Annotated in this window: 15 protein-coding genes; 8 read left to right on the forward strand and 7 right to left on the reverse strand. The window is 37.0% G+C overall.

Features of this window, described 5'->3' with window-relative positions; all coding sequences use genetic code 11:
- Positions 1 to 15: 15 nt before the first annotated feature.
- The 4 genes from holA (at position 16) to OM074_RS05260 (ending at position 3,089) form a co-directional block, all read left to right on the forward strand.
- Positions 16 to 1,020, forward strand: coding sequence for a DNA polymerase III subunit delta (gene holA / locus OM074_RS05245; RefSeq protein WP_301198242.1), 1,005 nt, complete (start codon positions 16 to 18; stop codon positions 1,018 to 1,020).
- Positions 1,021 to 1,051: 31 nt separating this feature from the next.
- Positions 1,052 to 1,666 (forward strand): rhomboid family intramembrane serine protease, encoded by a 615-nt coding sequence (locus OM074_RS05250; RefSeq protein ID WP_301198243.1) that lies wholly within the window; start codon positions 1,052 to 1,054, stop codon positions 1,664 to 1,666.
- A gap of 67 nt (positions 1,667 to 1,733) precedes the next feature.
- The gene (locus OM074_RS05255; RefSeq protein ID WP_301198244.1) at positions 1,734 to 2,234 is read left to right on the forward strand and encodes a D-glycero-alpha-D-manno-heptose-1,7-bisphosphate 7-phosphatase; all 501 of its coding nucleotides are present in this window, start codon (positions 1,734 to 1,736) and stop codon (positions 2,232 to 2,234) included.
- 3 nt (positions 2,235 to 2,237) lie between these two features.
- Positions 2,238 to 3,089, forward strand: coding sequence for an aminotransferase class IV (locus tag OM074_RS05260; protein ID WP_301198245.1), 852 nt, complete (start codon positions 2,238 to 2,240; stop codon positions 3,087 to 3,089).
- Here the strand turns inward: OM074_RS05260 and OM074_RS05265 are convergent, their stop codons facing one another.
- On the reverse strand, positions 3,090 to 3,683 hold the full coding sequence (locus OM074_RS05265) for a YqgE/AlgH family protein (RefSeq protein ID WP_301198246.1): 594 nt from the start codon (positions 3,681 to 3,683) through the stop codon (positions 3,090 to 3,092).
- Between the two features lie 151 nt (positions 3,684 to 3,834).
- Here OM074_RS05265 and OM074_RS05270 point away from each other — a divergent pair, with 151 nt between their 5' ends.
- On the forward strand, positions 3,835 to 5,751 hold the full coding sequence (locus OM074_RS05270; protein WP_301198247.1) for a Na+/H+ antiporter NhaC family protein: 1,917 nt from the start codon (positions 3,835 to 3,837) through the stop codon (positions 5,749 to 5,751).
- A 77-nt stretch (positions 5,752 to 5,828) separates the two neighbouring features.
- Here the strand turns inward: OM074_RS05270 and OM074_RS05275 are convergent, their stop codons facing one another.
- The 5 genes from OM074_RS05275 to OM074_RS05295 all read right to left on the reverse strand — a co-directional run bounded on the left by OM074_RS05275 (position 5,829) and on the right by OM074_RS05295 (position 10,856).
- Positions 5,829 to 6,809: a T9SS type A sorting domain-containing protein gene (locus OM074_RS05275; RefSeq protein WP_301198248.1), complete on the reverse strand. Its 981-nt coding sequence runs from the start codon at positions 6,807 to 6,809 to the stop codon at positions 5,829 to 5,831.
- A gap of 158 nt (positions 6,810 to 6,967) precedes the next feature.
- Complete coding sequence (locus OM074_RS05280) at positions 6,968 to 8,374, reverse strand: tetratricopeptide repeat protein (protein ID WP_301198249.1); 1,407 nt, start codon at positions 8,372 to 8,374, stop codon at positions 6,968 to 6,970.
- An 87-nt stretch (positions 8,375 to 8,461) separates the two neighbouring features.
- The gene (locus OM074_RS05285) at positions 8,462 to 9,220 is read right to left on the reverse strand and encodes a zinc ribbon domain-containing protein (protein ID WP_301198250.1); all 759 of its coding nucleotides are present in this window, start codon (positions 9,218 to 9,220) and stop codon (positions 8,462 to 8,464) included.
- Between the two features lie 4 nt (positions 9,221 to 9,224).
- Positions 9,225 to 10,319, reverse strand: a complete 1,095-nt coding sequence (locus OM074_RS05290; RefSeq protein WP_301198251.1) for a Nif3-like dinuclear metal center hexameric protein — start codon at positions 10,317 to 10,319, stop codon at positions 9,225 to 9,227.
- A gap of 177 nt (positions 10,320 to 10,496) precedes the next feature.
- Positions 10,497 to 10,856: a MerR family transcriptional regulator gene (locus OM074_RS05295; protein ID WP_301198252.1), complete on the reverse strand. Its 360-nt coding sequence runs from the start codon at positions 10,854 to 10,856 to the stop codon at positions 10,497 to 10,499.
- Between the two features lie 125 nt (positions 10,857 to 10,981).
- Here OM074_RS05295 and OM074_RS05300 point away from each other — a divergent pair, with 125 nt between their 5' ends.
- The 3 genes from OM074_RS05300 (at position 10,982) to OM074_RS05310 (ending at position 12,826) form a co-directional block, all read left to right on the forward strand.
- Positions 10,982 to 12,121, forward strand: a complete 1,140-nt coding sequence (locus OM074_RS05300) for a CapA family protein (RefSeq protein WP_301198253.1) — start codon at positions 10,982 to 10,984, stop codon at positions 12,119 to 12,121.
- A gap of 79 nt (positions 12,122 to 12,200) precedes the next feature.
- Positions 12,201 to 12,506, forward strand: coding sequence for an FtsB family cell division protein (locus OM074_RS05305; RefSeq protein WP_301198254.1), 306 nt, complete (start codon positions 12,201 to 12,203; stop codon positions 12,504 to 12,506).
- Complete coding sequence (locus OM074_RS05310; RefSeq protein ID WP_301198255.1) at positions 12,506 to 12,826, forward strand: hypothetical protein; 321 nt, start codon at positions 12,506 to 12,508, stop codon at positions 12,824 to 12,826. The genes OM074_RS05305 and OM074_RS05310 overlap by 1 nt, the downstream gene beginning before the upstream one ends.
- An 83-nt stretch (positions 12,827 to 12,909) precedes the next feature.
- Here the strand turns inward: OM074_RS05310 and OM074_RS05315 are convergent, their stop codons facing one another.
- A complete protein-coding gene (locus tag OM074_RS05315; RefSeq protein ID WP_301198256.1) occupies positions 12,910 to 14,175 on the reverse strand; it encodes a glycosyltransferase family 2 protein in 1,266 nt (421 codons plus the stop codon).
- Positions 14,176 to 14,232: the final 57 nt, after the last annotated feature.

Here is a 14,232-nt window from a genome sequence, read left to right on the forward strand (position 1 = left end):
CAAAGCAAATAAAATATGAACGAGTTTCAACAAATTATGGCGGGCTTAAAAAACCGCCAGTTTAAGCCCATTTACTTTTTAATGGGAGAAGAAACCTATTACATTGATGAAATAACCAATTACATCATAAACAACGTTTTAACAGAAGAAGAGAAAGGGTTCAACCAAACCATCTATTATGGCAAGGATGTGGACGCCTCAACCGTTGTTATGGCTGCGCGCAGATATCCTATGATGGCACAACATCAGGTTGTTGTTGTGAAGGAGGCCCAATATCTTGACAAAATAGAAGAACTTCAGCATTACGCAGCCGCCCCGTTATCGTCAACAATTTTAGTAATAAACTACAAATACAAAACGCTTGATAAAAGAAAAAAGCTAGGCACGATACTAAAAAAAGACAATTGTATATTCGAGTTTAAAAAGCTTTACGACAACCAGGTTTCAGCATGGATTACAGGATATTTGAAAGATAAGCAAATGACCATTGACTTGAAAGCCAGTATGCTTTTGGCTGAATCGTTAGGAACTGACTTATCTAAAATTGTTAAGGAACTTGACAAATTACAAGTTGCTATAGGTGCAGAAATCAAACATATTACACCGGAACATATTGAAAAGAACATTGGGTTAAGCAAAGATTATAATAGCTTTGAACTTCAAAAAGCCATTATCAACAAGGATATATTAAAGGCAAACAAAATAATCAAGGTATTTTCTAAAAACCCCAAGGACCACCCTATTCAGGCGACCATTACAGTACTCTTCAATTACTTTTCAAAACTAATGGTTTATTATTACCTGGCAGACAAAGGGAAAAACAACGTGGCCAAGGAATTGGGGATTAATCCATACTTTGTTCAGGACTATACACTGGGAGCAAGAAACTATTCGGCAAGAAAGGTTGTTTCTGTTATTTCCATTTTACGCGATTACGACATGAAGAGCAAAGGATTCAATAATGTTTCTGCCGACATGGGGGATCTGCTTAAAGAAATGCTCTTTAAAATCATGCATTAATACAATACTAACACCCCAAATATTAATTTTAATGAATGTATTAATTATACTTATCGCTGCTATTATCATTATCAGCGCTACCGCCTTTAGTCAAACCACCTTATTGTACCGCTATCAGTTTAACGCATATCAGATTATCCACAGAAAACAATATATCAGATTAATATCGCACGGTTTTTTACATGGAAGCTGGACACACCTTTTGGTAAACATGTTTGTTCTGCATTCTTTCGGCAGGGCAGTTATTTACCATCTGAACGATAACTTTGAAGGCAGAGGCATTCCCATGTTTTTGTTACTTTTCTTTTCTTCTTTGATATTTTCAAGCCTGTATTCCCTGATTAAAGAAAAAGACAATCCTCATTACAATGCCATCGGTGCCTCCGGAGCTGTATCTGCAGTAGTTTTCACTTCTATATTCTTTAGTCCGTACAGTTTGTTATATATCTTTTTTGCCATTCCTGTTCCAGGTATTGTATTTGGCGTAGCTTACCTTATTTATTCAAGAGTAATGGCCCAACGAAATGTTGATAACATTGGTCACGATGCCCATTTTTGGGGTGCCGTATTTGGTTTTATCTTCCCTATCCTTTATAAGCCATCATTATTTATTGACTTTATTAATAAACTGATGCCGTTTTTATAGAGATAAAAAGTGAGAGGTAAGCTCGAGTATAAAAGGTAATCTTAAGCAATGCAAAACAAACTGCACAATGAACAAAGCAATATATATTGACAGGGATGGGGTGGTTAATAGTGACGAAGGGCATTATTACGTATACAAAACAGAAGATTTTGTATTTAATACTGATATAGAAGAAGCTTTAGCCCTGCTGAAAAAGCATGGCTTTCTATTAATACTGATTACCAACCAGGGAGGAGTAGCCAAGGGGGAGTATTCAGAAGATGATGTAAAAAGTGTTCACCAACACATGCAAAAACACTTAAAGCAACATCAGGCTGATTTTGATGCTATTTATTATTGTCCGCACCATGATGCCGTTTCAACATGCCATTGCCGCAAACCCAAACCCGGAATGATCCTCCAAGCCCGGAAAGACCATGATATTGATATCAAAAAATCTTTTTTAATAGGAGATTCCCAAAGAGATATTGACGCCGGAATTGCTGCAGGAATAGAAACCTGCTACAAAGTACCTAAAAACACTTCAATTTTAAGCATTGCACAACAAATCATCAATAAAAAGCAATAATCAATGCATGACTTGGTAAACTATAACGGCAAGATATATCCCTCTAACCAGGTTCCTGTAAGCTATAAAAACAGGGCATTTAAATTTGGAGATTCCTTATTTGAAACCATAAGGGCAAATGGTCATTACCCACTTAGCTTCAACCTCCATTACAAAAGGCTTAGAAAAGCCATGCTTAGTTTAAAAATGAACCTGGCATCCATTCCTGCAGAAGAAGAACTTAATGACCAAATAGTAAAGTTATTGCAAAAGCAAAAATCATATGGTGCATCAAGAGTCCGTTTAGAGATATTTAGAAGTGGCGAAGGATTATACACACCTGCTACCAATTCTGCAGACTTTATCATAGAAACCTCTCAGCTACAATCCCCCAAATATAGTTTAAACAGCAAAGGGCTTTTAATATCCGTCTATCCGGAAATGAAGAAATCATATAATCCTATATCATTTTTTAAATCAGGGAATTCTTTACATTACATTCTGGCAGCCCTTCATAAAAAGGAGGAGGCGCTTGATGACTGTCTGCTTATTAACGAGAAAAACAAAATAATTGAAGCAACCAGTTCAAATATATTCTGGATTAAAAACGGCATTGTTTATACACCTTCTGTGTTTTCAGGATGTGTTGACGGGGTTATGAGACAAACAATTATTGCCCTGATACAAAAAACTAAAGATTTACAGATAGAAGAATGCAACGGAGCTACAGAAGAAGAGTTGCTTGATGCCGATGAAATATTTTTGACCAACGCCATTCAGGGAATCCAATGGGTAGTAGGATACAAAGACAGAAGATTCTTTAACTACAACACCAAACTGCTGTTGGATGCCCTAAACAAATATACTTTTGATTAGCTAATTTCTTGTGGGATCATTGGGAAACTTAGACCAGGTTTTATAAACACCACCCAGGTTTTTCAGGGTATCTTCCCATATATCTTCAACTCCTGATTCCATAATCACTTTATCGCCCAATTCAGCTACAATCCATGACTTTTCTTTGATTTCATTTTCAAGTTGACCCGGAGACCATCCCGAATACCCGGCAAAGAATTTCACCTGCTTAAAGGTTGCCTCATCATTGTTTATCATCTCCTTTAGCCTATCAAAATCACCACCCCAAAAAATATTTTCAGTTACCCTAACTGCCCCTGGCAAGGCCTCTCCTATGGTATGGATAAAATGCAAAGTATCCGATGCTACAGGGCCACCAATAAACAACTCCCCTTTAAATGAAAACAAGTCATCTATCACTTCATCAGGATACACATTGCTTGATTTATTAAGGACAAAACCTACAGCCCCCTGTTTACTATACTCTGTTAACAATACAATTGACCTGCTAAAATAAGGTCCCTTCAAAAAAGGCTCGGCAATAAGTATCCTACCTTTCGAAGGCTTGATAACAGGAACATCAGTCTCAAAAATATTAAAATCTAACTGCCTCATAATTGTGCTTTATTATAAACAAATTAAGCATTAATTGTTTTCAAAAAAAATAATTCAAATAATTTTTCACGAAACATGTGTCTATAGTAAACAATGCCATCCCAAAAGATTAAATTATATTTGCGGAATCAAATGCCTGAAAATATATACAATGAATTTAAAGAGTACACTGTTTTTAATAATCACACTCCTGTTTTTAAAGCCTTGCAGTGCAAAAAACACCTCTATTGAAGTTACATTCCCCGATTTGATTGTTTCTTCAATCAAGCATGAGTTCAAAATTAATTTAAACAGTACAGCACCGGACTATAAGGATATAAAAGTTTATCGAAACGATTCGGTATTAGAAACTACCTTTTCAAACAACTCGCTGCTTTTCGAAGCCTCTTTTAACAAAGGAGATACTTTGGAAGTTTATAAAGATAAAGAGGTTATCTATTCAAAAAAAATTGATCCGATACCTTTGTGGTTTTCAGTGCTACCCCCACTTATTGCCATTATTATGGCGTTAATAACCAAAGAAGTGTTTTCATCACTTTTTATTGGACTTTTAGTTGGTACTACCATCATATACAAATACAAAGGTTTCGGCCTGTTCATCAGTTTTTTCAAAGGTACTTTTGCAGTTGTAGATACTTATGCACTAAGCGCCCTAAACAATCCCGATCATCTATCCATCATTATATTTTCCATGCTTATTGGTGGAATGGTTGCGTTAATTTCTATGAACGGCGGTATGAAGGGAATCGTATCCCACCTGTCAAAATACGCCAAAAGCCCACGCTCCGGTCAGTTTATTACATGGCTCATGGGACTCATTATCTTTTTTGATGATTATGCCAACACCCTTGTTGTGGGCAATACCATGCGCCCCGTAACCGACAAATTAAAAATATCCAGGGAAAAACTGGCCTACATAGTTGACTCCACCTCAGCACCCATAGCCTCAATTGCATTTATCACCACATGGATTGGTGCTGAATTAAGTTACATAAACGAGGGAATTTCAAACCTGGGCATTAACCAGTCTGCCTACCAGGTATTTTTAAATTCGTTAAGCTACTCGTTTTATCCGGTTTTTACATTGTTTTTTGTTTTGATGCTTATTATCAAAAAACGGGACTTTGGCCCCATGCTAAAAATTGAAAAAGAAATCAGAAAAAATGGGATACCACAGGAAAACCTCAATACATTTAAGGATTCGAAAATCCCCGATGAGCTAGCCTTAAACAACAATATTGAAGGACGATGGCTAAATGCCTTTATTCCTGTAATGGTAGTGGTTTTTGGCACCCTTGCCGGCCTTCTATATACGGGATGGGATAACGAGTTATGGCAACAGCAACAAGTTAGCTTTGGGACTAAACTATCGCAAACCATTGGAAACGCCGATTCATTCAAAGCCTTAATGTGGTCCTCATTAACAGGTGTTATTGTTTCTTTAATATTAACAACCTCTCAAAGGATTATGGGATTCAGAGAGGCCATGGAAGGATTGGTAAATGGCTTTAAAACGATGTTCAATGCCGTATTGATTCTGGTTTTGGCCTGGAGCATTGCCTTAATAACAGAACACTTGCATACGGCAACATTTATAACAAACGTATTAAGAATTATTGAACTCAGCCCTTACTGGATACCTGTGATGGCATTTGTATTTTCGGCATTTATTGCCTTTAGCACAGGCTCATCATGGGGAACTATGGCCATCATTTATCCTCTGATACTTCCTGCCTCATGGAAAATTGCTGTAGAATATGGATTCTCAACAGATGAGATCCTACCCATTTTTTATAATGTGGTTTCAACTGTTTTGGCAGGTTCTGTATTGGGCGACCATTGTTCTCCAATATCGGACACAACCATATTGAGTTCGTTGGCCAGCTCGTGCAATCACGTAAACCACGTTAAAACACAGATGCCATATGCATTAATTGTAGGAGCTGTATCACTCATTGCAGGAACGATACCCGGAGCTTTTGGAGAACCAAACTGGATATTATTTATAGGTGGTTTTGTTATTTTATATTTAATTATCGTAAAAGCAGGGAAAAAAGTTGACTTATAAAACAATAGGGTGCTCTAAGATTTATAAAATACAAGAACACCCCATTTTGCTAAAATATCAAGTCATTTTTTGTTAGCCTACCTCTTAATAAGCTTTTTATATTGGGTTTCCCCGCTTTCGACAGAAATTTCCACAAGATAAATTCCTTTGGGTAACTGCCCCGTTTCAAAAACAGCTCCGTGTTCATTAATACGGTTACGGTGTATCAATACCACACCACGGGTATTAAAAACCTTAACTGAAATTATGCTATTATTGGCTTTTACATAAACCTTGTCTTGAAAAGGATTTGGATAAACACACACACCCACAGCATTCCTGTCTGAATTTGACGTTTGATTTCCCGCCGAACTGGCATTGACAACAATATTATCAATTGCAAACTCATCCCTTGAATCTGTACCTGAAACATCATCGCTGAACCACTTCAGGTAAACACATTGGTTATCTGCCACCAAAGCAGAAACAGAAACACTCACTGTATTTTTAGTCCAAACAGGTGTTCCGGCCTGTACTTCAGGTGAAATAAATTCACTTTCTGACAACACGGTATACTCAATATTATCTAACGAATAGGACATTGTCAGGCTATTACTTCGGTCCTGGTCATTAAAGCACCACAAATCATAAGTCACCCCAAACTCCCCAATATTTCCGGCTTCATTATTCATTACCTTCAATATAATTTCCCCTGGAGTAAAATCGGTTTCCCCGGGTTGAAAACCCAAGGCATAATTGCCCTCTTCAACTTCAAAGGCATATAATCCCCCATACCTGACACCCCCAACAGAGTTTCCCCTGGTCATGTCATTTGAAATATTTTCTTCTCCAAAACCAACATCCCCGTCACTAAATCCTTTTACGATAATTCCGTTTGAATTTAATTGACCTGTAGCCGGAACAGGAGAAAACCCGGCTGCACTAAAAACTTCATTATTAATCCCATCTACAGTATGATCAAAATCAATAATATAATCTGTATTAACATTAGCGATATTCAACTGTGCGTTCACAAAACAACACACACAGAAAGGTACTATGAAAAGTATCTTTTTCATGCATAAAAAATTTATAGGTTATAAAAAAATAAGAAGAGTAGTGTTGTTTGTAGTTTTAGTTTAGATGATAGATTTGTTCATTGGCAAAAATTTAGGAAACACTTGATATTTAACTCACGCTAATTTACCATACTAAATTGCCAATGTCAAGTTTGATTTTAAAATCTATCAAGTTTTTTAATTTTCTGGCCAATGGTATACTGATATTCCCCTTCATTCAGGGCCTTTGCTTTTTGTATCATTTCAGCACCCTTTAGGGTATCATTCCTGCTTAGATATATCTCTGCCGCATAAAGGGCAGCATAAGGTCTAAAATACCGCTTATCTTTATCTGGTAGCGCAATGGTCTCACTAAAACAATTTAGGGCATTTAAAGTATCTCCCATTGCATAAAAACTCCTCCCTAACCTATAATGGAATTCAGGATATTTTTTTACACTCCCATTATTCTGAGAATAACCAATCAACGCCTTTTGAGCTTCTTTATACGCTCCTATATCAAAAAGCATTCTTGCTTTAAGAAGTAAAGTATCCTGTTTACCATCAAGCTTTGCTTCATATCTTGCCTGACGATCCTCGCTTGTTGGAAACTCAGTTAACACTCTTATTGAATCCCGATAGTTTTCATATTTTATTGGCTGCCCATTCAAAAGGTAGTGCCACGACAAATAGCGATAAGCATCTGCCCTGAACTCCTCATTATGAATCATATTCAAATAACGATTCAAGATTTTGGGTGCCCCATCATATCCCTTTTGAACCGCATACTTTCCTTTCAGATATACGAGTGGAGGAAAATCGGATCGCTTTTCAAAAAAGGAAGCACATAAAAAAGGATCACGTATTTTATTTGCACAACGAAGCAGGATCGACTGCAAAAAATCGGGGATTTTTGTTGAAGCATATTTTTCCACAAAGGATTTAATGACCTTTTCATCCTGCCCGAATTTCAGATATGAAAAACTCAAATAAAGCAATGCTTCATATTGATCCCCGGTATTGGGATGTTGCCTTCTCAGGTAATTCTCCAGATACTCAAAACCCGTTTGGGTGTCCCCATTAAAACCAAACCAACTCACCCACTGGCTATATGGCTGGGGCAGGTTCCCAATCAATAAATTAAATATCCCGGCCAGCTTATCATATTCCGGCAAATCGTAAGACTTACTGTTACATTCTTTCCAATAACTATAGGCTGTTGAAAAATTACGAACTGCTTTAAGGGTGTTGTCGTGCTGGTAATCCACAATGCCTTTTTGCAGGTGCAGCTCCGATAAAAACAAAAGGGACTTATACGCCCTTTCTTTTTGATTAAGAAGTCTTTTTACTCCTTTATTAAATTTTGAGGTATAGGAGGCATAGTCTTCAGTATTTAAAACCATATTGGAAACAAAACTCCTGTATAGCCCCAAATATACTTTCTCTTCCTCCTTTTCAATGTGGCTGATACACGAATCTGCACCTTCCGGATCCAGTTCAAATATCAGCCTTTTGCATTTTTCATACCTATTGCTTTTAACCTGGGAAAAACAATCAATCCATAATACAACCAGGAAAAAAAACACCAATAATGTATTTAATGCAAAACGTACCATAGAACAAAGGCCACTCCGTTAGAAGCAGCCTTATTATGTTATAAAAACAGGTTTAATCTATTCTGCTGATTGATCCATCTCGTCATCAACCAATATTCTTCCACAATACTCACAAACAATAACTTTTTTGCGAGATTTGATATCCAATTGGCGCTGAGGTGGAATTTTATTAAAACAACCTCCACATGCATCACGCTCAACTGTAACCACAGCCAGTCCGTTAACGGCGTTTGACCTGATTCTTTTAAAAGCGGTTAATAAGCGCTCATCGATTGTGCTTTCGATCTGCGAAATTTTATCAACCATTTTCTCCTCATCAACCTGAGTTTCACCGATAATATCAGTCAGCTCCTTCTTTTTTGCAGCAAGATCTGCCTTTCTATCTTCCAGCAATTGCTTTGAAGAATCAATCACTTCCTGCTTATTGCTTAACTCAGCACTAAACTCTCTGATTCTTTTTTCGCTCAATTCAATTTCCAGTTTTTGAAATTCAATTTCTTTCGACAATGAATCAAATTCGCGGTTATTGCGAACATTCATTTGCTGAGCTTCATATTTTTTAATTAAAACGCCAGATTCTTTTATCTCATTTTTTTTACCTGTAATAGAATCATTTAATGTTTTAATTTCGCCTTCGTAATTGGAAATACGAGTTTCAAGACCTTCTATTTCGTCTTCCAAATCCTGTACTTCTAGTGGTAACTCACCTCTTAAAGTTCTAATCTTATCAACTTCAGTTGCCACTTTTTGCAAGTCGTACAATGCCTTTAACTTTTCTTCTACAGACATTTCAGCGTTTTGATTTGTTGTTGCCATTATGCTACAAATATTTAATAGGATTTGTATTTACTTTTGATAAACGAATCGCAAAATTAGGGATTTTTTTTGTAAGTAACTCAAAAAAAACTTCTTTAGTAAATTGTTCGCTTTCAAAATGCCCAATATCGGCTATTAAAATTTCATTTTCAGCATCAAAATATTGATGATATTTAAAGTCGCCGCTTATAAAAACGTCTGCCCCTGCGGCCTTGGCTTTTCCTAACAGAAAACTTCCAGCCCCCCCACAAACAGCAACTTTTTTGATTGGCCGGTTATTTAATGCAGTGTATTTTATTGTGCCACAACCAAACACTTCTTTTATCCTGTTTAAAAAAGAAAGCTCATCTTCCGGCTCCTCAAGATCTCCATACATCCCCGACCCTGCACTTTCAAAATTATTTGCCAAAGGGTAAATATCATAGGCAACCTCTTCGTATGGATGAACTTTAATCAGGGCAGAAATTACCTTACCCTTTAAATGCGAAGGAAAAATGGTTTCTATCCTTATTTCCTTTTCTGTATGCAATTCGCCTTTAAGGCCAACAAACGGATTGGTATTTTCCCCTCCCCTGAAAGTTCCATTGCCATTGATGCTAAAACTACAGGAATCATAGTTCCCGATATGACCTGCCCCTGCGTTAAATATTGCATTACGAACTTCGTCTGCATTTGCTTCGGGCACAAAGGTTACTATTTTAAATAAAGTATCTGTTTTAGGAGCCAGAATCCTGCAATTTGTTAATCCTATTCTTTTACAGATTTCTCCGTTTACTCCAGCCAATACACTATCGGCATTGGTGTGACAGGCATAAATCGCAATATTATTTCTAATTGCTTTGATAACGCAACGTTCCACATAATTTTTACCGTTCAGGCGCTTAATTCCTCCCATTACAATAGGATGGTGAGATACAATCAGATTATATCCAAGCGCTATCGCTTCGTCAACCACTTCTTCTGTCACATCCAGGGTAATCAAAACCCCGGTAACTTCATCACTTTGGGTTCCAATGATTAAACCTGAATTATCGTAACTTTCCTGATAAGCAGGAGGGGCAAACTCCTCTAATATTTGAGTAATGTTTTTTATCTGCATGCTAATTTTTGAACTAGTATTAAAATATAGATGATTAGCGAACTGCATACCAAATTGGTATTGATCGCAACACTTCAGGTTCCACACAAAAGCAATCCGCTATAAGCCATGCGCTATAAGCCATAAGCTATCAGTTATCAGCCATAAGCTATCAGCTATTGGCTATAAGCTATAAGCCTATTCCTCCTCTTGATTTTCAGATTCCAAACTTTCCTTCATTTCTAAAAGCATTTCCCGAATGCTCTTTAGTTTAGAAACCACTTCAAAGTTATTTACGGTATCATCATGATTCTCTTCCAGTTTTTTTTGTGCCCCTTTCAAGGTCATCCCCTTTTCTTTCACCAGATGAAAAATCAAATGGAAGTTTTCTACATCCGCAGGAGTAAAAAGCCTGTTGCCTTTCTTGTTTTTATGGGGTTTTATAATATCAAACTCCTTTTCCCAAAAGCGAATTAATGAAGTATTCACCTGAAACATTTCAGCTACCTCGCCAATGGTATAGTATAACTTCTCAATTTTTGGTTCCTTATAAGGCATTGCGCTTCTCTTTTTGTGAAATTGGTTTTACAATATTAAGTCATTTGGGTTAAAAACCCGCAATATACAACAGAAAATATAGTGTTTCAGACCATTCTATTGCTCGCTCTACTTATATTTGTAAAATGAAGACAACACTTTATATTATTCTGTCAGTATGCTTTTGTTTTTATGCTGAAGCACAGGAAAAGGATTCATTAATATCATTTATTGGGGTTGGAGACATGATGTTGGGAACTGATTTCCCAAAGAAAGAATATCTGCCCCCTGACAACAACCCTTTACCTTACTTATCGGAAGCGATTCCTTATTTAAAGGATGCTGATATTACTTTTGGAAACCTGGAAGGAAGTTTCCTTGACGAAGGACCTGTATTCAAAAAATGCAGGGACACAACCAAATGTTACGCATTTAAGATGCCCGAAATATACGCGCCCATTTTTAAAGAGGCTGGTTTTGATTTTTTGAATCTTGCCAATAACCACATCAGGGATTTTGGTCCTGCAGGATTAGAGACAACCCGTTACCATCTTAATAAACTGAATATTGCATGGGCCGGCTTATTGGATAAGCCCACAGACACGGCATCCGTAAAAAATCTGACAATTGGGCTGGCAGGGTTTTCACCCAATACCGGGACTGTTGACATCAACGATTTGCCAAACGCCATAAAAATTGTACGCGACTTAAAAAAGAAATACGATATAGTTATCGTTTCCTTTCATGGTGGAGCCGAAGGAGCAAAACACCAACACATCACCCGTGAAAATGAAATCTTTTATGGAGAAAATCGTAGCAATGTATATGAATTTGCACATGCCATGATTGATGCCGGAGCAGATATTATATTTGGTCATGGCCCCCATGTTTGCAGGGCCATTGAGGTTTACAAAAACCGTTTTATTGCCTATAGCCTTGGGAACTTTGCCACCTATTCGCGTTTCAACCTATCAGGTCCAAACGCTTTAACTCCAATTATAAAGGTGTACACCAATAAAAAAGGAGAATTTATTAAAGGCCAGATAATTCCTTTCAAACAAATTAAAAATGTTGCATTGACCTATGATAACAGTAACGCGGTTATACATAAGATAAAAGATCTCACCCGAATAGATTTTCCGGAACTAAACGACCGGCTGATGTTTGAAAACAATGGGTGGTTTAGTATGCCTTTTGAGAGAAAGATGAACTCAAAACCGATTGTCTCACCAGGCAAGTCATCTACTATCGACAGCAAAACTCTACATAAAATGGAGGAGCGATAATTGTAACTGCAATTGATGTTTTAAAACCCAGGTCAGAAAGCTGTCCTAATTTTTATACATTTGCAACAAAGTATTTGCCATGAGATTTTCAAAAATAAAAATTCCATCTTATTTGAAAAACAAATACATACTTACATTGGTTGTATTTGGTGTTTGGATAGGATTTTTTGATCAGAACAACCTATGGGACAGGAGCAAACTCTCATCACGTATCAATCAGCTTGAAAAACAAAAGCAACATTACGAAGTTGAGATAGAAAACAACCTTCGCAACCGAAATGAAATTGAAGAAAGCGCTGAGAGTCTGGAAAAGTTTGCCCGGGAACAATATTTAATGAAGAAAAAAAACGAGGATATTTTTGTCATTGTTGAAGAGGAGGAATAATGAATTTATATAAAACACTAAGCTTTACCTATTATTTGGGAATGGCCGGAATTATTTTAGGCGTATTTTTAAAACTGAACGATTCTTCTTTAGCATTACCCTTTTTAATTGGAGGCTTTATCCCATTTATGGGCATCCGCCTTTTCAACTTACTAAATGCCAAAGAAGACAGACGAAGATTGCATGCCATACTTACAGTCAGTGCCCTATTTTTAGCGGCCGCCATTGTAGCCATATATTTTCAACGTTCTTACTGGATCATAGGTATTTTACTCACTGCAACACTTGATTTTTATGTAAGTTTCAGAAAGTACTCGTGAGAAACTAGTGAATAGTTAAAAGTTGAAAGTTGAAAGTTGAAAGTAGGGAAGCTGAGTGGGGATTATTACCGTTTCTGGAATATTTAATGATGGAGCTTTTGCATTTCCCTGTATTTTAGCAATAATTCTTTCTCGTCAAAATAATCAGCGGTATCAACACCTAAGCGCTGCAGCAACTCAATAGCCGCATCAAAAGCTGTTGTTTTTTCAATAAAATGCTCATGAACATAGTTGAGATACTTTACAACCTTAAACGCGTTAAAAATATGGTAAAAACGCTTTTTAAAAACATCGGCCGTAGTACAGTTGTTATATAAATGATTCAACTCTTCCCAAAAATCAGAGTTTAGTAAAAAACTCCTGACAGCACCTGGTAATTTCAATATCTCCTCATGATAAACCTCTTTATCAATTTTATAGTATTTATCTGCATTCAGGAATAACTCTTTCAAATCGAAAAAAGCAGTAGGGTTATAAGTCAGATACTCTCCCTGCCCATCAACAATTTGTTTTACAGATGGCCCAGTACCAAAGGGAACCCTATCCGAGATCCTTGAAGAAGGTTTTATTGTGGTTGAGTTCAATTCCCCATATCCACCAAGCTGTATTAGTTTTTGAATAAAATAAAATTCTTCACCACCCTGACGGCGGTTCATCCCCCCTGCCCTGACATACGCATTGGCTGTAAAAGCAAAACAAGAGCCAACAGTATGATAAGCATATGGGAAACCAATGGAACGAAGAGACTCAACGTAATACCTCAAATGAAGTTCATATTGCGTTATGGCATCATAAATTTCTACAGCATACTCATCCCCATCAACAGGATGCTCGTAATAAATGGAACACGCATTATTTTTTTGACTAGCCCCAAACCACTGCCTTATTTCCTCAAAATAGTTTTTATCAACTAAAGTATCTGCGTCCAAAGATGCGATAATACCTTCCTGGTTTTCGGCATTGTAAAAATGCTGCACAGCCAGATCCATACCAATTTTCCGGGCCAGGCCAGCGCCAAAATGCTTTTGTGGAAGTTCTAATGCTTCAACAACATAAAAACTTAATGATGATGTATTATTCTTACCAGCAAATTCATTGAGCTCCCTGATGGTTTGCAACTGAAGACTTAAAACCTTTTCTGATGAACCTGCGGCCGCATTTATCACCAATATTACAGAAACATGGCAATCAATCTTATTACAGCTTCTTAACGAATCAAGAGTTGCCCTGATCGAGTCTTCTAAATAAACAGGAATAACCACAATCAAACCTGATTCTTTAATTTGCAGGACATCAAAGCTTGTAAAAGCCGGATGTCTCCTAAGATATTTACTGAACAAGTGATCCATTAGTTCTTCTTTGCAAAAAAGGCAGAACCCTTTTTAGGATTCTGCCTTGAATATTAT

This window comes from Plebeiibacterium marinum, assembly GCF_026013615.1.
Classification (GTDB): domain Bacteria; phylum Bacteroidota; class Bacteroidia; order Bacteroidales; family Marinilabiliaceae; genus Saccharicrinis; species Saccharicrinis marinus_A.